This window comes from Streptomyces sp. NPDC026092 (assembly GCF_040638605.1).
Classification (GTDB): Bacteria; Actinomycetota; Actinomycetes; order Streptomycetales; family Streptomycetaceae; genus Streptomyces.
Genome location: NZ_JBEZYN010000011.1, coordinates 188049 through 208182, shown reverse-complemented (window position 1 = coordinate 208182; position 20134 = coordinate 188049). Strand labels below are relative to the sequence as shown.

Genomic DNA, 20134 nt, shown 5'->3' with positions numbered 1-20134 from the left:
TCACGCTAGCGAGTTGGGGGCGGTGCGCGGGCGGCCCCCGGCCGATTCGCACCATCGGGTGATACAAGCTGATGTATGCGTGAGGGCCGCCGCGATGCGTTCGCGGCGGCCCTCGTCACACGAAGGGGATCTACTCCTGGGCGGTGGCCGTGATGTCCTTCTCGGGCACCAGCTCGCCGGAGCGGATCAGGTCGATCCGGCCCATCACCTTGGCCCGCAGGTCGGTGGGCACGTCGTCACTGCCGCAGCAGCGCTTGACGAGCTTCTTCACCGCCTGTTCCAGGCCGTACTTCTCCAGGCACGGGGAGCACTCCTCGAAGTGGACCTCGAACTTGGTGCAGTCACTGTCGGGCATCTCTCTGTCGAGAAACTCGTAGAGGTGGTCCAGGACCTCCGAGCAGTCCGTCTCATGCGGCTCTCCGCAGCTCATGAGCCCGAGCCTTTCCGATCGTTCGACGACTCTCCGGCGCCCGCGGGCACGAGCCCGCGGTCGCGGGCGTAGTCCTCGAGCATGCCGCGCAACTGGCGGCGTCCCCGGTGCAGTCGGGACATGACGGTACCGATGGGTGTCCCCATGATGTCCGCGATCTCCTTGTACGCAAAGCCCTCTACATCGGCGAGATAGACGGCGATGCGGAATTCCTCGGGGATCGCCTGCAGCGCTTCCTTGACGTCCGAGTCCGGCAGGTGGTCGAGCGCCTGCGACTCGGCGGACCGCAGTCCGGTCGACATGTGCGACTCGGCGCGGGCGAGCTGCCAGTCCTCGATCTCCTCGGCGGCGCTGCGCTGGGGCTCACGCTGCTTCTTGCGGTACGAGTTGATGAAGGTGTTGGTCAGGATGCGGTACAGCCAGGCCTTCAGGTTCGTACCCTCGCGGAACTGGTGGAACGATCCGTACGCCTTGGCGTACGTCTCCTGGACCAGGTCCTCGGCGTCTGCGGGGTTGCGCGTCATGCGCAGGGCGGCGGAGTACATCTGGTCGAGGTAGCCGAGGGCGTCCCGCTCGAAGCGCGCGTTGCGCTCCGCGGTCGTCTCCTCCGGGCCGTCGTCGGTCCCTGTGTCGGTCCCAGTGACCGGACCCACCTCCTCCAGCGCTGCGGCGAATCCGAAGGCGGACCCGCTCGTTTCGGAGGATAGACGAGGAACCGCTCCGCCCGCCGCCCGAATAGGGGCGGTCTTGGGAGCGGGCAGGACCGTCCAGTCGAGGTCAGCGGCCTGCGCGCGCTCGGGGCAGATGGTCGAACCCATGCGACGGACTCCCTCTTCCTTGCTCTCACACCGACATGGGTCACAACCGTGGGCACGTGCCGGGCATTCCCGGGCTCACCCCCGAATCGACGAGACCCACGAGCCGACACCCCGCACGATCCGATCAAGGGTCTCGTCGGGCGTGACGGGCGCACGCTTGGCAACGGCGAAGCCGTGATCCCCATAGGGCACGTCAACCATCCGATACGCCCCTTCGGGGAACTCCTCGGGCTTCCCGAAGGAGTCGTTGCCGCCCTGGACGACGAGGGTGGGCAGCCCGGTCCCGAGGAGTTCGTCGGCCCGGGACTTCTCGGGCTTGCCGGGCGGATGCAGCGGAAAACTCAACGCGAGCACGGCGAGGGCACCCAGCTCCTTCCCGGTCCGACAAGCAACCCGAGCCCCGGCGGACCGCCCCCCGGCGATCACGGGCAGCCCGGGCGCGACAAGGGCGGGCCAAACCCCCCGCCACCCCACATCAAGCGTCTTGGGCGCAGGCGCCACCTTCTTCCCGGCCACCCGCCAAGGCTGCTCGACCAGCGCGACGGTCACCCCTTGGGCGGGCAGCTCCGCGGCGATCGCCTGAAGATCCCGAGCCTCGATCCCACCCCCGGCCCCATGGGATAGCGCGAGCACGACCCAGGCCTTCTCCCCGACGAACCAGGTGACCCGCGCGTCCCCGACCTCGGTCCCCACCATCTCGCTACGACTCATAGGCCCATGGTGCCGCTCCTCGCCGACAGCGCGTGCCTGCCGCGCTCGGCTCGGGGCGAAGCCGCACCGTCAGAACAGCGTGCCCACCTCCGGGCCCTCCAGTTCCGTCAGGAGGTCCGGGCCGTTGTTGCGGACGTTGCTGACCGCCGTCGCGACCGGGTACGCCCGCATCAGGCCCTCCGGGGGTGCCGCGAGGAGGTCCTGGAGTTCGTCCAGGTCCGTGCGGTGCGGGTCGAGCCACGCGTCCCAGCGGTCCGGGGTCAGCATCAGCGGCATGCGCGGGTGGATCTCCGCGAGCGAGCCGGGGCCCTCCGCGGGCGCCACGCCCAGCGGGCCCGCCTCCGCCTCCGTCGTGATGACCGAGCACGTCACCCACCACGCCAGCGGATCCCCGTCCGCCACGGTCCGGTCCCGCCAGAACTCGTAAAGACCCGCCATGGCGAAGACCGACCCGTCCGCCGGCGTCACGAAGTACGGCTGCTTCCGAGGCCGCTTCTTCTTCCCCTCGACCTCCAGGTCCCGCTCCCCCGACCCGGTGACCCACTCGTAGTAGCCGTCCGCCGGCAGGATGCACCGCCGCGCCGCGAAGGCCTTCTTGAAGGACGGCTTCTCCGCCAGCGTCTCCGCCCGCGCGTTGATCATCCGGGCCGCCCCCTCCGGCGACTTCGACCAGGACGGCACGAGCCCCCACTTCAGTGCCCGCATCTGGCGAACCGGCCGCCGCGATTCCGCGTCTTTCAGAGGACGCTCCAGAACCGCGTAGACCTCCTTCGTCGGAGCCACGTTCCAGTCCGGAGCGAGGGTCTCCTCGGGCTCCCACTTCTCGACTCCGAAGACGCCCACCAAGTCCTGAGGCGCCCGACTCGCTGCATACCGTCCGCACATACGTGCCACACTGCCACGATCCCCGACGACGCCGAGGAGCCAGTCCGAAAAATGAACGAAGTCCTCGGCACCCAGCCCGCCCCTGAGGAATGGCTGGTCATCGCCACCGCGATAGCCGCCCTCATCGTCACCGTGCCCCGCGCGATATGGCGGCTCTCCCGCAACGCCATCACCATCGCCCACGAAGGTGGCCACGGCCTCATCGCCCTCGTCACCGGGCGCCGCCTGCAGTCCATCCGGCTCCACTCGGACACCAGCGGTCTCACCGTCTCGCGCGGTCGCCCCACCGGCCTCGGCATGATCCTCACCGCCGCCGCCGGCTACACCGCCGCCCCGCTGCTCGGCCTCGGCGGCGCCTGGCTGCTCGCCGACCACCGGACCACGCTCCTGCTCTGGCTCGCGACCGCGCTCCTCCTCGCCATGCTGCTGATGGTCCGGAACCTGTACGGGATCTTCACCGTTCTCCTCACGGGCGCCGCCTTCCTCCTCGTCTCCTGGCTCACCGGCCCTGACGTGCAGTCGGCGTTCGCGTACGCCGTCGTCTGGTTCCTGCTCGTCGGCGGGGTGCGCCCGGTCTTCGAGCTGCAGAGCAAGCGGCGGCACGGCGGTGCGCCGGACTCGGACGCCGACCAGCTCGCCCGGCTCACCCATGTCCCCCCGGCGCTCTGGCTCTTCTTCTTCCACGCGGTGTCGATCTGCTCCCTGATCGGCGGAGGCCGCTGGCTGCTCGGGCTGTAGCCGCCGCGTGCCCCACTAAAGTGAGGGCATGACCGAAACCTCCTCGCACGCCGACCTGCACACCGACCCCTGGCCCGCGCCCCATGCCAGCGGTGCCGTCGACGCGACCGTCACCGTGCCCGGATCGAAGTCGGTCACCAACCGCGGTCTGGTCCTCGCCGCGCTCGCCGCCGAGCCCGGCTGGCTGCGCCGCCCGCTGCGCTCCCGCGACACGCTCCTGATGGCGGAGGCCCTGCGCACGCTGGGCGTCAAGATCGAGGAGGGCGTCGGCCCGGACGGTACGGGCGAGGCCTGGCGGATCATCCCGGCCGGGCTGCGCGGCCCGGCGACCGTGGACGTCGGCAACGCCGGTACGGTCATGCGCTTCCTGCCCCCGGTCGCGGCCCTCGCCGACGGCCCGGTCCGCTTCGACGGCGACGCCCGCTCCCACGAGCGCCCGCTGCACGGTGTGATCGACGCCCTGCGCGCGCTCGGCGCCCGGATCGACGACGACGGCCGCGGCGCGCTGCCGATGACCGTGCACGGCGGCGGGGCGCTCGACGGCGGCCCGGTGGAGATCGACGCCTCCTCGTCCTCCCAGTTCGTCAGCGCGCTGCTGCTCTCCGCGCCCCGCTTCAACCAGGGGGTGGAGGTACGTCACGTGGGCGCGAAGCTCCCCTCCATGCCGCACATCCGGATGACCGTCGACATGCTCCGCGGCGTCGGCGCCCAGGTCGACGAGCCGGAGACCGGCGGCGAGCCGAACGTCTGGCGGGTCTCCCCGTCCGCGCTGCTCGGCCGCGACCTGACCGTCGAGCCCGACCTCTCGAACGCCCAGCCGTTCCTGGCCGCGGCCCTGGTCACCGGCGGCCGGGTGACCGTCCCCGACTGGCCGGCCAGGACCACCCAGCCCGGTGACGCGCTGCGGGAGATCTTCACCGAGATGGGTGGCTCCTGCGAGCTGACCGAGGCCGGTCTCACCTTCACCGGCACCGGCCGGATCCACGGCATCGACGTGGACCTGAGCGAGGTCGGCGAGCTGACCCCCGGCATCGCGGCGGTCGCGGCGCTCGCCGACTCCCCGTCCACGCTCCGCGGAGTCGCCCATCTGCGCCTGCACGAGACGGACCGCCTCGCCGCCCTGACCAAGGAGATCAACGAGCTCGGCGGCGACGTCACCGAGACCGAGGACGGGCTCGTCATCCGCCCGCGCCCGCTGCACGGCGGCGTCTTCCACACGTACCACGACCACCGGATGGCGACGGCGGGCGCGATCATCGGCCTCGCGGTCGAGGGAGTGGAGATCGAGAACGTGGCGACGACGGCCAAGACCTTGCCCGACTTCCCCAGGATGTGGACCGAAATGCTCGGAGCCTGAGCCATGCGGCACTACGGGAAGCGCACCGACGAGGACGACATCCGCCAGCGGCCCAACCGCAAGGGCAACCGTCCCCGTACCAGCATCCGTCCCAAGCACGAGGACGCGGTCGAGGGCATGGTCCTCACCGTGGACCGGGGCCGGCTCACCGTCCTCGTCGACGACCGCGCGGTCCTGGCGATGAAGGCGCGCGAGCTGGGACGCAAGGCCGCCGTCGTCGGCGACCGGGTCTCCCTCGTGGGCGATCTCTCCGGCGAGAAGGACACGCTGGCCCGGATCGTACGGATCGGTGACCGCACCTCCGTGCTCCGCCGTACGGCCGACGACGACGACCCGTACGAGCGGGTGGTGGTCGCCAACGCCGACCAGCTCGCGATCGTCACCGCGCTCGCCGACCCCGAGCCCCGCCCCCGGCTCATCGACCGCTGTCTGGTCGCCGCGTACGACGGCGGGCTCACCCCGCTCCTCGTCCTGACCAAGTCGGACCTGGCCAAGCCCGACGAGCTCCTGGAGATGTACGGCGCGCTCGGTGTCCCGTACGTGGTGACCACGCGCGACGAGTTCGTGGACGGGGTCGCCGCCGAGCGGGTCCACGAGCACCTCAAGGGGCGTACGACCGCGTTCGTCGGGCACTCCGGAGTCGGCAAGACGACGCTGGTCAACGCGCTGGTCCCGGAGGACAGGCGGCGGACCACGGGCCATGTCAACGCGGTCACCGGGCGCGGCCGGCACACCACCACATCGGCGCTCGCGCTCCCGCTCAACGACAAGGAGGGCGGCTGGGTGATCGACACTCCCGGCGTGCGCTCCTTCGGCCTCCACCACGTCGACCCGTCCCGGGTGATCCTCGCCTTCCCCGATCTGGTCCCCGGTACGGAGAACTGTCCGCGGGCCTGCAGCCACGACGAGCCGGACTGCGCGCTGGACACGTGGGTGGCCGAGGGGCACGCCGATCCGGCCCGGCTGTATTCGCTGCGGCGGCTGCTCGCCACGCGGGAGCGACGCGAAGGCGACTGAGTCGCGCACGTTTGCGGCTCGCAGGAGTTGGTAAGTGCATAATCGCACCAAGTGCGACGAAGCAGTCACCGACGGCGTGGGAGGCACTGACGATGGCGTGGCTGCTGGTGGTGGTCGCGGGAATCCTGGAGACGGGGTTCGCGGTCTGCCTCAAGCTCTCGCACGGATTCACCCGCCTGTGGCCCACCGTCGCCTTCGCCTGTTTCGCCCTCGGCAGCTTCGGACTCCTGACGCTCGCCCTGCGCAAGCTGGACGTGGGCCCCGCGTACGCGGTGTGGACCGGCATCGGCGCGGCCGGGACGGCGATCTACGGAATGATCTTCCTCGGCGACGTGGTGTCCACGCTGAAGATCGTGTCGATCACGCTGGTCATCGTCGGGGTCGTCGGGCTCCAGCTCTCCGGCTCCGCCCACTGACCGTCCTGCGGCCCCACGATGGGGGCGGGGGCGACGACGTACGAGAGGGCGAGCCGCAGGACGACCTCGCAGGACCGCCGTACGTCCTCCCCCTGGTCGCCGCGCAGCGCCGTCACCGCCCGGTCGCGGGCGAGCCCGAGCAGGTCGGCGGGGGACGGCACGCCCGCGTCGGCGCGGCGCTGGGCGGGGACGGCGGAGGCGCGGGCTCCGGCTCTCGCGGGGCGGGGCACGGGGAGCCGCTCGCCCCAGCAGCCGGTGAGCAGGGCCCGCAGGACGGGGCGCGTGAAGGCCTCGGAGACGGTCCACTCGGCGACGGCGGCCAGGTTCCGCCGGGGCGGGGCCGGCGCGGCGACGACCCGCTCGACGCCCTGGAGGTACGCGTCGGCCTCGCGCCGTACGAGCGCCCTGGCCATGCCCTCCTTGGAGCCGAACTCGTTGTACAGGGTCTGCCGGGAGACGCCGGCGGCGGAGGCGACGTCCACCATCCGGACCGCGGACCAGGGCAGCCCCGTGAGTGCCGCGTGGGCGGCGTTCAACAGGGCCTCACGGGCAGTCGGCATCGTCGCCTCCACGCCAGAACGGTTCTGCGCTCAGAGTTGACGGGTGGCCACGCACTGTCAAGGCCTCCCGTAGGGCCACGCACCTTCGAGGGATAGAGTTTCGACCATGGCCGATTACCACGATGATCTGCGTCTCGCCCATGTCCTCGCGGATGCCGCCGACGCGGCCACGATGGACCGGTTCAAGGCGCTCGACCTGAAGGTCGAGACCAAGCCGGACATGACGCCGGTGAGCGAGGCGGACAAGGCCGCCGAGGAGCTGATCCGGGCCCAGCTGCAGCGGGCGCGGCCGCGCGACGCGATCCTCGGTGAGGAGTACGGCGTGGAGGGCACGGGCCCGCGCCGCTGGGTGATCGACCCGATCGACGGCACCAAGAACTACGTGCGGGGCGTACCCGTCTGGGCGACGCTGATCGCGCTGATGGAGGCCGGCGACACCGGTTTCCAGCCGGTGGTGGGCGTGGTCTCGGCGCCCGCGCTCGGCCGCCGCTGGTGGGCGGCGAAGGGGGCCGGCGCGTTCACGGGCCGCAGCCTGACGTCGGCGACGCGGATCCAGGTCTCGAAGGTCTCGGAGCTCGCCGACGCCTCGTTCGCGTACTCCTCGCTGAGCGGCTGGGAGGAGCGGGGCCGCCTCGACGGCTTCCTCGACCTCACGCGCGCGTGCTGGCGGACGCGGGCGTACGGCGACTTCTGGCCGTACATGATGGTCGCCGAGGGCTCGGTGGACTTCTGCGCCGAGCCGGAGCTGTCGCTCTGGGACATGGCGGCGACGGCGATCGTGGTCCAGGAGGCGGGCGGCACCTTCACCGGCCTCGACGGCCGGCACGGCCCGCACAGCGGCAACGCGGCGGCCTCGAACGGCCTGCTCCACGGCGAACTCCTGAGCTACCTGAACCAGGAGAGCTGAGCCGCACCGAGCGGACGGTGCCTGACGCGGCGCACCCTTGTCAGGTGCGCCTCGCGCGCCCCCTTGTCGGCCCCACCCCCCGATGTCACTCTGAGAGTCCCCCCACTTGTGAACTTGTGAAACCGTTCTCGTTGAAGGCGTGAACGGTTCACGAAGGAGGTGGCTCCTTTCATGCTCGTCCGTGACGCCATGAGCACGGTGGTCCTCACCATCGGTCCCGCCCACACCCTCCGCCAGGCCGCCCGGCTGATGTCGGCGCGCCGCGTCGGCGCGGCCGTCGTCCACGACACCGACGCCGGCGGGTTCGGCATCCTCACCGAGCGCGACATCCTCAACTCGATCGGCGCCGACCAGAACCCCGACCACGAGACCGCGAGTTCGCACACCACCACCGACGTCGTCTTCGCCGCCCCCACCTGGACCCTGGAGGAGGCGGCCGCGGCCATGACGCACGGCGGCTTCCGCCATCTCGTCGTGCTCGACGCCCACGGCCCCGTCGGGATCGTCTCCGTACGGGACATCATCCGCTGCTGGACCCCCGCGCACCGCCACGCGACCACCATGGCGAGCTGATACACCGGAGCGGGCCGGCCCTCCGTACGGATGTACGGAGAGTCCGGCCCGCTCCTTCTCTACGGCAAGCGCCCTCAGCCGCGCAGGGCCTGGACCGCGGCATCGAGCCGCTTGCCGAAGTCGCCGTCCGCCTTGCGGAAGTTGTCGATCGCCCGCTCGGCGATGTCGTCGCGCGACACCTTGGCGATGAAGCCCGCCAGGTTCTCCACCAGACGGCCCTTCTCGTCCTCCGCCATCAGCCGGTAGAGGTTGCCCGCCTGCACGAAGTCGTCGTCCTCGGCGTGCGAGGGCGCCGCGTGGTTGCCCGTACCGCCGGTGACGGCGCTCGGCTGCCAGAGCGGGCGGTCGGCCTGGAACGGGCCGCCGAAGCTGTTCGGCTCGTAGTTCTTCGCGCCCTTGTGGCGGCCGTCGTAGAGGAAGCCGTCACGGGAGTTCGTCCGCGCCTCGGTGGCGTGCGGGCGGTTCACCGGCAGGTGGTCGGCGTTGATGCCGACGCGGTAGCGGTGGGCGTCGCCGTACGCGAAGAGGCGGCCCTGGAGCATCTTGTCCGGGGACGGGCCGATGCCGGGCACGAAGTGCGCCGGGCTGAAGATCGACTGCTCGACCTCGGCGAAGACGTTCTCCGGGTTGCGGTTGAGCTCCAGCTTCCCGATCTCGATCGGCGGGTAGTCCTCGTGCGGCCACACCTTGGTGAGGTCGAACGGGTTGAAGCGGTAGGTCGCCGCGTCGGCCGCCGGCATGATCTGGACCTGCACGGTCCAGGTCGGGAAGTCGCCGCGCTCGATGGACTCGCGCAGATCGCGCTGGTGGCTGTCCGGGTCCTCACCGGCGAGCTTGTTGGCCTCGGCCTGGGTGAGGTTCTTGATCCCCTGGTCGGTCTTGAAGTGGTACTTCACCCAGAAGACCTCGCCGGCCTCGTTGTTCCACTGGAACGTGTGCGAGCCGTAGCCGTTCATGTGGCGGTACGAGGCGGGGATGCCGCGGTCGCCGAAGAGCCAGGTCACCTGGTGCGTCGACTCGGGGCTGAGCCCCCAGAAGTCCCACACGTTGTCGGGCTCCTGGGAGCCGGTGTACGGGTCGCGCTTCTGGGTGTGGATGAAGTCCGGGAACTTGATGGCGTCCTTGATGAAGAACACCGGGGTGTTGTTGCCGACGAGGTCGTAGTTGCCCTCCTCGGTGTAGAACTTCAGCGCCCAGCCGCGGGGGTCGCGCACCGCGTCGGCCGCGCCGAGGTTGCCCGCGACGGTGGAGAAGCGCAGGAACGTCTCGGTCTCCTTGCCGACCTCGGAGAGGAAGTTCGCGCGGGTGTACTTCGTGACGTCCGCGGTCACCGTGAAGGTGCCGTAGGCACCGGCACCGCGCGCGTGGACCACGCGCTCCGGGATGCGCTCGCGGTTGAAGTGGGCGAGCTTCTCCAGAAGCAGCTGGTCCTGGACGAGCACCGGTCCGCCGACGCCGGCCGTCTCGCTGTTCTGGTTGTCGGCGACCGGCGCGCCGGCCTCCGTGGTGAGCGGTCCCTGCGTCGTCACGTGCGCCTCCTGCGTTGCTTGTGCCGTAAGCCCTGTCCATGGCCTGTCCTGCGCTCCCGACCCTACAATAGACAATGTCTAAGTCAAGGCCTGATCCAAAGTCACACCCATTCGGGACCTTGGTCCCGTCGCTGTTAATCTGGTCCTTATGAGTGACCTTTTGGAACGACTGCGCGGCCGCGGCTGGCGAATGACCGCGCAGCGGCGCGTCGTGGCCGAGGTGCTCGACGGAGACCATGTCCACCTGACCGCGGACGAGGTCCACGCCCGCGCGGTGGAGCGACTGCCGGAGATCTCCCGGGCGACGGTGTACAACACGCTGGGCGAGATGGTCACGCTCGGTGAGGTGATGGAGGTCGCGACGGACGGCCGCGCCAAGCGGTACGACCCGAACGCGCACCGCCCGCACCAGCACCTGGTCTGCGCCCGCTGCGGCGCGATCCGTGACGTGCACCCGGCCGGAAACCCGCTGTCGGACCTCCCGGACTCGGAGCGCTTCGGCTTCTCGATCTCGGGTGTCGAGGTCACGTACCGGGGCATCTGCCCGAACTGCGCGGCCACCGCCTGACCCGGCGACGTACGACGGAAGCCCGGAAGGCCCCCACTGCGGTGGGGGCTTTTTCGCTGTGTCGCGCCGCGCGAACGACGAAGGCCCGGATCCAGTGACTGGATCCGGGCCTTCGTTGCTACTGAGTAGCGGGGACAGGATTTGAACCTGCGACCTCTGGGTTATGAGCCCAGCGAGCTACCGAGCTGCTCCACCCCGCGTCGGTGAACCCAACCTTACGGGACCCCCTCCACCAGCGCAAATCCCTTAAGCGGTGAGCTCCTGGTGCAGCGCCTCGCTCAGTCGGGCCGCGCGCTCGGCCACCTCCGCCGGGCCCAGCTCCACGGCCCGCGCGCACCAGCGCCGCCCCTCGGTCAGCTCGCCTCGGCGGGCCGCGAGCAGCGCGAGCCGCAGCGCGGCGCGGCCGTGTCCGGCGCGGGCGGCACGGGTCCACCAGAGGGCGGCCTCGCGCTCGCTGCCCTCGCGGGCCAGGAGCAGGCCGAGGTTGAACGCGCCGTTACGGCTGCCGGCCTCGGCGGCCTCGCGGTACCAGTGGGCCGCCTCCGCCAGGTCGCCGCGCGCGGCGGCCAGCATGCCGACCCGCACCTGGGCGCGCCGGTGGCCCTGCTGGGCGGCGCGCTCGTACCACTCCTCGCACTCGGTCTTCTCCTCGCGCGAGGCGCCGAGCGCCGGCGGACCGGGCTCGGGGCGGCGCGCGTCGAGGACGCTCGCGAGCCGGAACGCGGCCTCGGCGCTGCCGCCGCCCGCCGCGCACCGCAGGTGGCGCTCGGCGGCCTGCTCGTCGCCGTCGCGGAGGCTGGCGATGCCGACCTGGAGGGCGGCCTCGGTGTGCCCGGCCGCCGCCGCGCGCTCGTACCAGGTCAGGGCGGAGCGGTCGTCGTCGCGACCCGCGTAGAGGATGCCGAGGTTGAAGGCGGCGTCGACGCTGCCGGCCTCGGCGGCCTTGGAGAACCAGGGCTCGGCGCCGTTCGCGTCGCCGGCCTGGAGCAGCAGGACGGCGAGCGCGTTGGCGGCCTCGCGGTGCCCGGCGTAGGCGGCGCGGCGGTACCACTGCTCGGCCTGCTGGTTGCGGTTCTGGGCGGCGCAGAGCAGCCCGAGGTTGTAGGCACCGTTGACGTCGCCCGCGTCCATGGCGGCGCGGTACCAGCGCTCGGCGGTCTGCTGCTCGCCGCGGGCGGCGTGCAGGGCGCCGAGCGCGTTGGCGGCGTTGCCGTCGCCGTCCTGGGCGGCCCGCAGCCACCACACGGCGGCGCTCTCCTCGTCCCCGGCGTCGCGCAGCAGGAAGCCGAGCGCGCAGGCGGCCTTGGCCTCACCCTCCTTGGCCGAGCTCAGGTACCAGCGGCCGGCCTCCTTGAGCTCGCCGCGCTTCTCCAGGATCGCGCCGAGGTGCAGCGCGGCCCGCCGGTGACCGCGCGCGGCGGCCTGCCGGAACCACTGCTCGGCCTCGGTGAGCTCGCCGTCGGGCGGAGCGGAGGGCCCGGAGCCCACGCTGATGCCCGCACCCGCGCTCACGCCCGCGCCGGTGCCCGTGCTCGCGCCCAGGGCGCCGTCACGGCCCGGGGCGCGGGTCGTCTCGGTCGCGCGCCGCTCCAGGGCCAGGGCGAGGCGGTACGCGGCCTCACGGTGCCCCTGCTCGGCGGCGGCGCGCAGCCAGCGCTCCGCGCCGACGTCGCTGCGGTGCTCCAGGAGGTCGGCGAGGGCGTACGCGCCCAGGGCGTGGCCCTGCTCGGCGGACTGGCGCAGCCAGTACTCGGCGGCGGGCTCGTCGCCGCGCTCGCGGTGGTGGCGGCCGAGGGCGTGGGCGGCGGGCGCGGAGCCCGCGACGGCGGCCACCCGCCACCAGCCGGCGGCCTCGTCCGCGTACCCCCGCTGGTGCAGCAGGACGCCCAGGTTGTTGGCGGCGGCGCGGTCGCCCTCGGCGGTGGCGCCGCGCAGGTACGGCTCGGCGCCGTCGAGGTCGCCCCGGCGCAGCAGCAGCGCGCCGAGCACGCTCATGGACGCGGCGTCGCCGTTCTCGGCGGCGCGCCGGTGACGTGCCTCGGTCTCGGTCTCCGTCTCGCTCTCGGCGGTGGTGGTGTCGACTGCCACATCGACGGCCTCGGCGGCCTCGATGATGTCGTCCGCGGCACGTCGGGCGTGCCGCTGCACAAACCGCCCTGTCTCCAACAGAGTTGCCCTGTCCCCCATAAAAACCATCGTCGCACCACCCGCAACGCGCGTACACCTGGTATACCGCAGCCAGTGAGGTCACTTCAGCGTTTTGTCGACATGCCCACAGAGAGATAAGTCAAACACGTCTCACCCCAACTCGCCCCCTCCCTACCGGTCTTCGGGGCGTCGCGCGGCCGCGCGGAACAACGACAAGGGCCCGGATCCTGAAGGATCCGGGCCCTTGTCTGCAGTAGCGGGGACAGGATTTGAACCTGCGACCTCTGGGTTATGAGCCCAGCGAGCTACCGAGCTGCTCCACCCCGCGTCGTTGTTCCGTAAAGGTATCACGGCGCGGGGTGGGCTCCGACCAGTGCGGTCAGCCGCTCGGTGGGCTCGTCGGCGGTGCCGACGGCGTCCCGCTCGGGGACGGCGTCGCGGAGGGCGACGGCTTCGCGCCCTGCGCGGGCGTCGGCGTCAGCTTCGCGCCGGCGTCCGCCGCCCGCTGGAGGGCGTCCTGCAGGTCCTCCTGGGCCTTGCCGTAGGCGGTCCAGTCGCCCTTTTGCAGCGCCGCCTCACCGTCGTCCATCGCCTTCTGGGCGTCCGCGATGGCCTGCTTCAGCGCGGCGTCGTTCGTCGCCGGTGTCGTCGGCGTCGTCGGCGGCTTGGTGCCCGGCTGCTCCGGCTGCGGCGGTGTGGTGCCCTCCACGCCGAAGACGGCGTTCAGCGCGTCGGTGAGGTTGTCCTTGAACACGGTGGTGTCCTTGGTCGTGTCACCTGCCGGCTGGTCCGCGTCGACGTACGACACGGCGACCTTCTTCAGCAGCGGGTAGAGCGCGTTGCGACCCTGGGCGTAGACCGGCTCGACGTAGAGGAAGCCGCCGTCGAGCGGGACCGTGAGCAGGTTTCCGTACTGGATGTCGGAGTCCGCGCCCTTCATGTCCCGGACGAACTGGGCCACGTCCGGGAGGCCGTTGAGCTTGCTCTGCACCTGCGCGGGACCGGGGACGTCGGAGGTCACGCGCAGCAGCTCTATCCGCCCGTAGTCCTTGCTCTTGGCGTCGGCGTCGACCGCCATGAAGCCGCCCAGGTTGGGCCGCCCGTTCGGGGTGAACGTCGTCGTCAGCGAGAACCGCTGCTGGTCGTCCCCGGGCATCTTCAGGCTCAGGTAGTACGGCGGAACCGCGTTGCCGTCCTTGTTGGTCGGGTCGTCCGGCACCTGCCAGGCGTCCGAACCGCTGTAGAACTGCGCCGGGTTGGTGACGTGGTACCGGGTGAGCAGCTCGCGCTGGACCTTGAACATGTCCTGCGGGTACCGCAGGTGCTGCATGAGGCTGTCCTTGATCGCCTCGCGCGGCTCCACGGTGTCCGGGAACGCCTTCATCCAGGTCTTGAGGACCGGGTCCTCGGTGTCCCACTCGTAGAGCTTCACCGTGCCGTCGTAGGCGTCGACGGTGGCCTTCACCGAGTTGCGGATGTAGTTGACCTGGTTCTGCTGGGCGACCACCGTGCGCTGCTGGTTGCCGACCGTCAGCGCGTCGGCCGTGGTCTCACCGAGCGTCGTACGCGAGGCGTACGGGTACCCGTTGGTGGTCGTGTACGCGTCGACGATCCACTGGATCTTGCCGTCGACGACCGCCGGGTAGGCGTCGCCGTCGATGGTCAGCCAGGGTGCGACCGCCTCGACGCGCTCCTTGGGCGTGCGGTTGTAGAGGATCCGCGAGCCCTCGCCGATGGCTCCCGAGTAGAGGATCTGCGGCTCGCTGAACGCCACCGCGTAGGCGGCGCGGTTGAAGGTGTTGGAGAGGTTGACCCCGCTCTTGCCCTGGTAGCTGGTGGTCTTCTCGCCGTTGTCCTCGTAGTCGAGTTCCTTCTGCGGACCGCCGACGATCGAGTACTGGTCGGTCTTCTCGCCGTAGTAGATCCGCTGCTGGTACGGGCCGAGCTGGCCCGTGGTCGGCAGTCCGGCCTCGGTGAAGATCGGCGAGCCGTTGGCGTCCGTCTGCGTGCCCGTGGCCATGATCGCGCCATAGCCGTGGGTGTACGTGAAGTGGTCGTTGATCCAGTTCCGCTTCGGGATGCCCTTGATGTTGAGCTCACGCAGGCCGACGACGGTGTCCTGGCCCTTGTAGCGGTCGACATCGAGGGTGGTCGGGAACTGGTAGTACTTCCGCTTCTGCTCCAGCTGCTGGAACGTCGGCGACACGATGTTCGGGTCGAGCAGCCGGTACTTGGCCGCCGTGTCCGCGTCGGTGCGCAGCGTGTCCTTGTTCTTCGTCGTCGACTTTCCGGAGTAGTTCTCCGGCTTGGTCGAGTCGATGGCGTACGCCTTGCGGGTCGCGTCGATGTTCTTCTGGATGTAGGGCGCTTCCTTGGCCTGCTCGTTCGGCTGGACCTGGAACTTCTGCACGATGGCCGGGTACAGGCCGCCGATCAGGATCGCCGACAGGACCATGAGGCCGAAGCCGATCACCGGCAGCTGCCAGGTGCGGCGCCAGAGCGTCGCGAAGAAGAGCACGGCGCAGATGACGGCGATGCAGAACAGGATCGTCTTCGCCGGCAGATAGGCGTTGGCGTCGACGTACCGCAGACCCGTCCAGTTCCCGGCCGCCTTGAAGTCGCTGGACTTCACGGCGAGGCCGTACCGGTCGAGCCAGTACGCCACGGCCTTCAGGGAGACGAAGACGCCGAGGAGCACCGAGAGGTGTCCCGTCGCGGCGGCGGTGGCGCGGGCGCCGGGGCTGGTGACGCGCAGTCCGCCGTACAGGTAGTGCGTGAGGGCGGCGGCGATCAGCGACAGGATCGTGGCGGCGAAGCCGAAGGCGAGCAGGAAGCGGTACCAGGGCAGGTCGAAGGCGTAGAAGGACACGTCCAGCTGGAACTGGGGGTCCTCCTGGCCGAACGACACGCCGTTGACCCACATGAGCCAGGTCCGCCACTGACCGGAGGCCGAGGCGCCCGCGATGAGGCCCACGAGGGCGGTGATCGCGAGGAGCACCCACTTCTTGTACGGCGCGAGACCCATCCGGTACCGGTCGAGGCTCTGCTGCTCGAGCGACATCGCGCTCAGCGGCGGCCGGAGCCGGTGCGCGAGCCAGATGTTCAGCCCGACGGCGAGCGCCATCAGCAGACCGAAGACGGCGAAGAGGCCGATCTTGGTCCACAGGGTGGTGGTGAACACCGACGAGTACTGCACCGAGCGGTACCAGAGCCAGTCGGTCCAGAACCCGGCGAACATGACGAAGACCATGGCCAGGACGGCGAGCACGCCCAGGGTCATGAGCAGGGTGCGGGCGCGCCGGGACGGCCGGCCGACTCTGATCCTTGGCCCGGACGGACCTCCGCCGCCTCCGCGGTCCGGCATCTGGAAAGCCAACGTGCGCCCCTCGGGTTGATGCGTCGATAAGCAGGCCCCGCGATCGTAGAGCCCACTGATGCAACTTACTGAGGCTTTACCTAGTTCCCGTCTTCGGGGGCGGAGGAGGCAGGATGTTGTCCATGTCCAACGTTTCCCCCTCCGGCACCCCCATGGCCGCGAGCCCCCTCACCCGCGCGGTGCTCGAGATCGACGAGTACGCCTCCGGTCTCGGCTGGGACCGGCCGGCCCGGCTCTTCGCCCTGGTCGACACCGCCCGCCTGCGTGCCCAGGAGCCGGGGCTCGCCTCCCAGCTCGGCCTCGAAGGCGACGAGGCGGCCGCCTACACCCCCATCGAGCAGGACGAACTTCCGAAGGGGAAGCCCCTCGACGAGTTCCTCGGCACCATCGCCTGGCCCGACGCGGTGGCCGGCTGCGCGCTGACCGTGGAGCGGCTGATGCTCCCGCCGTCGGCCGAGGCCTCCGTGCCGGAGGGCCTGAGCGAGGCCGCTCTGGCGAAGTGGGTGGCCAGGCACCCCGACCGGCAGGAGGTCCGGATGACCGTGGCCGTGCTCCGTAACGGGGCGCGGGAGGCGGCGATCCGGCTCCGCGAGAAGGACTCGCCGAACGAGGTCCTCACGGGGGCGGACCTGGTCCCGGGCCTCGCCGAGGCCCTGGCGGCGACCTTCGAGTCCTGAGCCGCGTCCGTACGCACGCGAGAGGGGGCGCCCCGGTCCGGTGACCGGGGCGCCCCCTCGTACGCAGGGCTCTGGCTCTAGCTCTTCGAGCAGCTGGGCAGGTTCTTCGTGTCGCCCTTGCGGAGCTTCTCCAGCGACTTCGTCGCGTCGTCGATGGTGTCCACCTTGATCAGGGTGAGGCCGTCGGGGATGTCGGAGGCGGCGGTCTCGCAGTTCTCGGCCGGGGTGAGGAAGTACTCGGCGCCGGCCTTGCGGGCGCCGACGAGCTTCATCTCGATACCGCCGATCGGGCCGACCTTGCCCTTCTCGTCGATCGTTCCGGTGCCGGCGATGAACTTGCCGTCGGTGAGGCTCTCCGGCGTCAGCTTGTCGACGATGCCGAGCGCGAACATCAGTCCGGCGCTGGGGCCGCCGACGTCGGCGAGCTTGATGTCGATCGTGAACGGGAAGACGTGGTCGGTACCGGCCTGGATGCCGACGATCGCCCGGTCGCCCTCCGGGGACTTCACGGTCGTGACGGTGACCTTCTGGGTGGCGGTGGGCTCCTTGCCGGCCTTCTCGGCGGCGGTAGCCTCCTTGGTCGGGACGATCGTGAACTCAACCTTCTCGCCCGGCTTGTGCGTGGTGACCTGCTTGGCGACGTCGCCCGGCTCCTTGACCGGCACGCCGTCCACGGCCTTGATGACGTCCCCGGCGTGCAGCGCGCCCTGGGCGGGGCTGTCCTTGACGACGGAGGCGACGACGACCCGGGTGGTCACCGGGATGCCCAGCTCACCGAGGGCGGCGACCTTGGCGCTCTCCTGGGACTGGCTGAACTCCTCGGCGTTCTCCTGGCTCGACTCCTCCTCCGTCTTGCCGTCCGGGTAGAGGGTCTCCTTGGGGACGACCACGTTGTCGTGGGCGAGCCAGCCGAAGACCGCCTCGACCGCGTTCATCCGGTAGTCCGCGCTGGTGACGCGGACGGTCGTCATGTTGAGGTGCCCGTCGGTGGGGTACGTCTTGCGACCGGAGATCTGGAGCACGGGCTCACCGCGCGCCTCACCGAGGGTGTTGACCGTCGGACCGGGGCTCATCTCCGCGTACGGGACCGGGACCAGGACGCCCACACAGAGCAGGGTGATCAGGACCAGGGTGGAGGCGAGCATCGTCGCGGTGCGGCGTGGCATGGAACGACAGTACGGGACCGGTCTGTGAGTGCACCCGTGGGGCGGGTCCGTACGAGGCGGCCGGCGAGCGGGACTCAGCCGGAGACGTGGCTACTGCGTACGGCGGACGAGGGTGCGGCCGCCGGAGCCATTTCCGGCGTCACCGGCGTCATCTGCGTCAACTGCGGAGCCAGCTCGCGGGCGGCACCGTCGATGCCGGCGTGGGAGCGCTCCATGGCGTCCCTGAACCGTGCGTAGCCGGCGAGCTCGGCCACGTCTCCGGTGGTCTTGTTCCTCTGGGCCCAGCTTCCCCATATCGCCGCGCCGACGACTGCGAAAAGCGGAATCAGCAACCAAGCGAGCGCTGCCATCCCGACCTCCCATCCCCAATGAGCGACCGCAACCGACCGGAACCGGCCGATCAGCAGACTAACGATCTGCAGCATCAACGCTGCTGCCAGGGGGTCGGTTACGCAAATCGGGCGTTCGACTACACCACGTCGGCGCGGCGCCTTGCTAGCAGGCGCCGACCCACTCCTCGGTGCCGTCGGAGAACCGCTGGTGCTTCCAGATCGGAACCTGGTGCTTGAGGTCGTCGATGAGCTTGCGGCTGGCCTCGAAGGCCTCGCCCCGGTGGGGGCAGGAGACCGCGACGACGACCGCGATGTCGCCGACCTGGAGGTCGCCCACGCGGTGGACGGCGGCCAGGGCGCGGACCGGGTAGTCGGCGACGACCTTCTCGGCGACCTTGCGCAGCTCGTCCAGGGCCGAGGGGTGGGCGGAGTACCCCAGCTCGTCGACGTCCGCGCCGCCGTCGTGGTTGCGCACCGTGCCCACGAAGAGCGTCGTGCCGCCTGCCGCCTCGTCGCCGACGGCCTGGAAGACCTCGTCGAGCGAGAGCGGGGTGTCACGGATCGCCAGCAGCTTGATGGGGTCGGCCGCCGTCTGCTCGCCGGGGTGGTCATGGGTGCGTGCCATACGCCCATGGTGCCGTACCGGACTGACATCGTGGAATAGCGGTTTCGACCGGTGGTCCCGACCCTCCGTAGGAGGGTCCTACAGCTCGCCGGGGGTCCGTGCCGCGAACTCGCGCGCTCCGTGGCGCGAGCGCGCGGGGCTCCGTGCCGCTACATGCCGCGCCGCTTCCGCATCTGGCGGACCAGGGCCGCCGTGCCGAGCAGCGCCACCGTCGCACCGGCCGCTCCCGCCGCCGTCGCGTCCTTGCGGCCGAGCCTGCGGCCCGCGACGGTGTGCCGGCCCTCGACCTCCTCCAGGAGCGCGGCGAGCACCTCCTCGTTCGTCCACTTCGGCCGCCAGCCCGCGTCGTGCAGCCGTCCGACGCTGACCACCCAGGGGTGCATCGTGTACGCGAGGTCCCCGGCCGGGGAGGGCGTGAGCCCGATCCGGTGGAGCCGGGCCGCGGCGCCGAGGGCGACGGCCGAGGGCAGCTCCATGCGCCGGATCCCCGACAGCTCCTCGACCTCTTCCTGCTCCAGCCAGCCCTCGCAGCCGACCGCGAGCTCCCCGTCGACCTTCTCCAGGGCCGCGTACTCAAGGGCGCTGACCAGGTCCTCGACGTGGCAGAACTGCCAGGTGGGGCGGGACCCGGCCACGACGAGCAGCCGGGGCGACTCGAAGTAGCGGGTCAGGGCCGTGTCCGTACCGCCCACCAGGACGGCCGGCCGGACGACGGTGACCTGGAGGCCGGGGTGGGCGCGCGGCGCGCGGCGGCCGAGCCGCTCGATCTCCAGCATGTCGCCGACCCCGGTGGCCTCGGCGGTCGCCCGCAGCTCGGCGTCCTCGGAGAGCGGGATGTCGTTGTCGGGCAGCGCGCCGTAGACCATCGCGGAGGTGCAGAGCACCACCCGGTGCACGCCCGCGGCCGCGGCAGCCGTCAGGACGGTCTGCGCGCCGCGCACGTTGTAGGCCGTTCGGGCGGCGGCGTCCGACTCCAGGTCGAGGTCGACGGCGAGGTGCACGACCACGTCGGCGCCGCGCAGCTTCTCGGCGATGGCCGGGTCGCGGACGTCGAGGATGTGCCACTGCGCCTCGGAGACCTCGCCTCGGCGCTCGTCGATGGCGATGACCTGCTTGATCTCCTCGGACGCGGCGAGGCGCCTGGTCAGCAGGTCACCGACCCCGGAGGCGGCACCGGTGACCGCGACCACGGGGCCGCGCCCGGCGGACCGGGTCGATGGGTTTCGCGCTGCGCGAACCTGAGGATCTGGGGAACTCACCGGGCGTCTCCAGCGGTTGTCTTCAGTACGTACCCGAATGAC

General features: G+C 70.9%; 20 protein-coding genes and 2 tRNA genes. 8 read left to right on the top strand and 14 right to left on the bottom strand.

The window, feature by feature from the left end; all coding sequences use genetic code 11:
* Positions 1-130: 130 nt before the first annotated feature.
* The 4 genes from rsrA to AB0F56_RS20170 form a co-directional block, all read right to left on the bottom strand.
* Positions 131-430, bottom strand: coding sequence for a mycothiol system anti-sigma-R factor (gene rsrA / locus AB0F56_RS20185; protein ID WP_362011354.1), 300 nt, complete (start codon positions 428-430; stop codon positions 131-133).
* Positions 427-1083, bottom strand: coding sequence for a sigma-70 family RNA polymerase sigma factor (locus AB0F56_RS20180; RefSeq protein ID WP_362011464.1), 657 nt, complete (start codon positions 1081-1083; stop codon positions 427-429). The genes rsrA and AB0F56_RS20180 overlap by 4 nt, the downstream gene beginning before the upstream one ends.
* A 240-nt stretch (positions 1084-1323) precedes the next feature.
* The gene (locus AB0F56_RS20175) at positions 1324-1959 is read right to left on the bottom strand and encodes an alpha/beta family hydrolase (protein WP_362011351.1); all 636 of its coding nucleotides are present in this window, start codon (positions 1957-1959) and stop codon (positions 1324-1326) included.
* Positions 1960-2028: 69 nt separating this feature from the next.
* Complete coding sequence (locus AB0F56_RS20170; RefSeq protein WP_362011349.1) at positions 2029-2844, bottom strand: SOS response-associated peptidase; 816 nt, start codon at positions 2842-2844, stop codon at positions 2029-2031.
* A 51-nt stretch (positions 2845-2895) separates the two neighbouring features.
* Between AB0F56_RS20170 and AB0F56_RS20165 the strand changes: the two genes are divergently transcribed.
* From AB0F56_RS20165 to AB0F56_RS20150, 4 genes are all read left to right on the top strand, one after another.
* Positions 2896-3582: a M50 family metallopeptidase gene (locus AB0F56_RS20165; protein WP_362011346.1), complete on the top strand. Its 687-nt coding sequence runs from the start codon at positions 2896-2898 to the stop codon at positions 3580-3582.
* Positions 3583-3610: 28 nt separating this feature from the next.
* Positions 3611-4939, top strand: coding sequence for a 3-phosphoshikimate 1-carboxyvinyltransferase (gene aroA / locus AB0F56_RS20160; RefSeq protein ID WP_362011343.1), 1329 nt, complete (start codon positions 3611-3613; stop codon positions 4937-4939).
* 3 nt (positions 4940-4942) lie between these two features.
* Positions 4943-5956 (top strand): ribosome small subunit-dependent GTPase A, encoded by a 1014-nt coding sequence (gene rsgA, locus AB0F56_RS20155; protein ID WP_362011340.1) that lies wholly within the window; start codon positions 4943-4945, stop codon positions 5954-5956.
* A 92-nt stretch (positions 5957-6048) separates the two neighbouring features.
* A complete protein-coding gene (locus AB0F56_RS20150) occupies positions 6049-6372 on the top strand; it encodes a multidrug efflux SMR transporter (protein WP_362011337.1) in 324 nt (107 codons plus the stop codon).
* Here the strand turns inward: AB0F56_RS20150 and AB0F56_RS20145 are convergent.
* Positions 6264-6932, bottom strand: coding sequence for a TetR/AcrR family transcriptional regulator (locus AB0F56_RS20145; RefSeq protein ID WP_362011334.1), 669 nt, complete (start codon positions 6930-6932; stop codon positions 6264-6266). The genes AB0F56_RS20150 and AB0F56_RS20145 overlap by 109 nt on opposite strands.
* A gap of 106 nt (positions 6933-7038) precedes the next feature.
* Between AB0F56_RS20145 and hisN the strand changes: the two genes are divergently transcribed.
* Both hisN and AB0F56_RS20135 read left to right on the top strand, forming a co-directional pair.
* On the top strand, positions 7039-7839 hold the full coding sequence (gene hisN, locus AB0F56_RS20140) for a histidinol-phosphatase (protein WP_362011332.1): 801 nt from the start codon (positions 7039-7041) through the stop codon (positions 7837-7839).
* A gap of 171 nt (positions 7840-8010) precedes the next feature.
* Positions 8011-8412 carry a CBS domain-containing protein gene (locus tag AB0F56_RS20135; RefSeq protein ID WP_362011329.1) on the top strand — a complete coding sequence of 134 codons (402 nt, stop codon included), beginning with the start codon at positions 8011-8013 and terminating at the stop codon, positions 8410-8412.
* Positions 8413-8486: 74 nt separating this feature from the next.
* Here the strand turns inward: AB0F56_RS20135 and AB0F56_RS20130 are convergent, their stop codons facing one another.
* Positions 8487-9941 carry a catalase gene (locus AB0F56_RS20130; RefSeq protein WP_362011326.1) on the bottom strand — a complete coding sequence of 485 codons (1455 nt, stop codon included), beginning with the start codon at positions 9939-9941 and terminating at the stop codon, positions 8487-8489.
* Between the two features lie 148 nt (positions 9942-10089).
* Here AB0F56_RS20130 and AB0F56_RS20125 point away from each other — a divergent pair, with 148 nt between their 5' ends.
* Positions 10090-10509: a Fur family transcriptional regulator gene (locus AB0F56_RS20125; protein ID WP_362011323.1), complete on the top strand. Its 420-nt coding sequence runs from the start codon at positions 10090-10092 to the stop codon at positions 10507-10509.
* Positions 10510-10635: 126 nt separating this feature from the next.
* Here AB0F56_RS20125 and AB0F56_RS20120 read toward each other — a convergent pair.
* From AB0F56_RS20120 to AB0F56_RS20105, 4 genes are all read right to left on the bottom strand, one after another.
* Positions 10636-10709: transfer RNA gene (locus AB0F56_RS20120), tRNA-Met, on the bottom strand.
* Positions 10710-10755: 46 nt separating this feature from the next.
* The gene (locus AB0F56_RS20115) at positions 10756-12705 is read right to left on the bottom strand and encodes a tetratricopeptide repeat protein (protein ID WP_362011321.1); all 1950 of its coding nucleotides are present in this window, start codon (positions 12703-12705) and stop codon (positions 10756-10758) included.
* A 206-nt stretch (positions 12706-12911) separates the two neighbouring features.
* A tRNA-Met gene (locus AB0F56_RS20110) sits at positions 12912-12985 on the bottom strand.
* Between the two features lie 51 nt (positions 12986-13036).
* Positions 13037-16021 carry a UPF0182 family protein gene (locus AB0F56_RS20105; protein ID WP_362011319.1) on the bottom strand — a complete coding sequence of 995 codons (2985 nt, stop codon included), beginning with the start codon at positions 16019-16021 and terminating at the stop codon, positions 13037-13039.
* Between the two features lie 134 nt (positions 16022-16155).
* Between AB0F56_RS20105 and AB0F56_RS20100 the strand changes: the two genes are divergently transcribed.
* Complete coding sequence (locus AB0F56_RS20100) at positions 16156-16710, top strand: PPA1309 family protein (RefSeq protein WP_362011317.1); 555 nt, start codon at positions 16156-16158, stop codon at positions 16708-16710.
* A gap of 77 nt (positions 16711-16787) precedes the next feature.
* On the opposite strand, the gene AB0F56_RS20095 is transcribed toward AB0F56_RS20100, so the two are convergent.
* From AB0F56_RS20095 to AB0F56_RS20080, 4 genes are all read right to left on the bottom strand, one after another.
* Positions 16788-17876: a PDZ domain-containing protein gene (locus AB0F56_RS20095; protein ID WP_362011314.1), complete on the bottom strand. Its 1089-nt coding sequence runs from the start codon at positions 17874-17876 to the stop codon at positions 16788-16790.
* A gap of 74 nt (positions 17877-17950) precedes the next feature.
* Complete coding sequence (locus tag AB0F56_RS20090) at positions 17951-18301, bottom strand: hypothetical protein (RefSeq protein ID WP_362011483.1); 351 nt, start codon at positions 18299-18301, stop codon at positions 17951-17953.
* A 70-nt stretch (positions 18302-18371) separates the two neighbouring features.
* Positions 18372-18833, bottom strand: a complete 462-nt coding sequence (locus AB0F56_RS20085) for a molybdenum cofactor biosynthesis protein MoaE (RefSeq protein ID WP_362011311.1) — start codon at positions 18831-18833, stop codon at positions 18372-18374.
* A gap of 149 nt (positions 18834-18982) precedes the next feature.
* Complete coding sequence (locus tag AB0F56_RS20080) at positions 18983-20092, bottom strand: SDR family oxidoreductase (RefSeq protein WP_362011308.1); 1110 nt, start codon at positions 20090-20092, stop codon at positions 18983-18985.
* Positions 20093-20134 lie beyond the last annotated feature (42 nt).

Bases quoted from the DNA above. Each gene is read 5' to 3' on its own strand.
- rsrA (WP_362011354.1), bottom strand. From the start codon at position 430: ATGAGCTGCGGAGAGCCGCATGAGACGGACTGCTCGGAGGTCCTGGAC.
- AB0F56_RS20175 (WP_362011351.1), bottom strand. From the start codon at position 1,959: ATGAGTCGTAGCGAGATGGTGGGGACCGAGGTCGGGGACGCGCGGGTC.
- AB0F56_RS20170 (WP_362011349.1), bottom strand. From the start codon at position 2,844: ATGTGCGGACGGTATGCAGCGAGTCGGGCGCCTCAGGACTTGGTGGGC.
- AB0F56_RS20165 (WP_362011346.1), top strand. From the start codon at position 2,896: ATGAACGAAGTCCTCGGCACCCAGCCCGCCCCTGAGGAATGGCTGGTC.
- aroA (WP_362011343.1), top strand. From the start codon at position 3,611: ATGACCGAAACCTCCTCGCACGCCGACCTGCACACCGACCCCTGGCCC.
- rsgA (WP_362011340.1), top strand. From the start codon at position 4,943: ATGCGGCACTACGGGAAGCGCACCGACGAGGACGACATCCGCCAGCGG.
- AB0F56_RS20150 (WP_362011337.1), top strand. From the start codon at position 6,049: ATGGCGTGGCTGCTGGTGGTGGTCGCGGGAATCCTGGAGACGGGGTTC.
- AB0F56_RS20145 (WP_362011334.1), bottom strand. From the start codon at position 6,932: ATGCCGACTGCCCGTGAGGCCCTGTTGAACGCCGCCCACGCGGCACTC.
- hisN (WP_362011332.1), top strand. From the start codon at position 7,039: ATGGCCGATTACCACGATGATCTGCGTCTCGCCCATGTCCTCGCGGAT.
- AB0F56_RS20135 (WP_362011329.1), top strand. From the start codon at position 8,011: ATGCTCGTCCGTGACGCCATGAGCACGGTGGTCCTCACCATCGGTCCC.
- AB0F56_RS20125 (WP_362011323.1), top strand. From the start codon at position 10,090: ATGAGTGACCTTTTGGAACGACTGCGCGGCCGCGGCTGGCGAATGACC.
- AB0F56_RS20115 (WP_362011321.1), bottom strand. From the start codon at position 12,705: ATGGTTTTTATGGGGGACAGGGCAACTCTGTTGGAGACAGGGCGGTTT.
- AB0F56_RS20105 (WP_362011319.1), bottom strand. From the start codon at position 16,021: ATGCCGGACCGCGGAGGCGGCGGAGGTCCGTCCGGGCCAAGGATCAGA.
- AB0F56_RS20100 (WP_362011317.1), top strand. From the start codon at position 16,156: ATGTCCAACGTTTCCCCCTCCGGCACCCCCATGGCCGCGAGCCCCCTC.
- AB0F56_RS20095 (WP_362011314.1), bottom strand. From the start codon at position 17,876: ATGCCACGCCGCACCGCGACGATGCTCGCCTCCACCCTGGTCCTGATC.
- AB0F56_RS20090 (WP_362011483.1), bottom strand. From the start codon at position 18,301: ATGCTGCAGATCGTTAGTCTGCTGATCGGCCGGTTCCGGTCGGTTGCG.
- AB0F56_RS20085 (WP_362011311.1), bottom strand. From the start codon at position 18,833: ATGGCACGCACCCATGACCACCCCGGCGAGCAGACGGCGGCCGACCCC.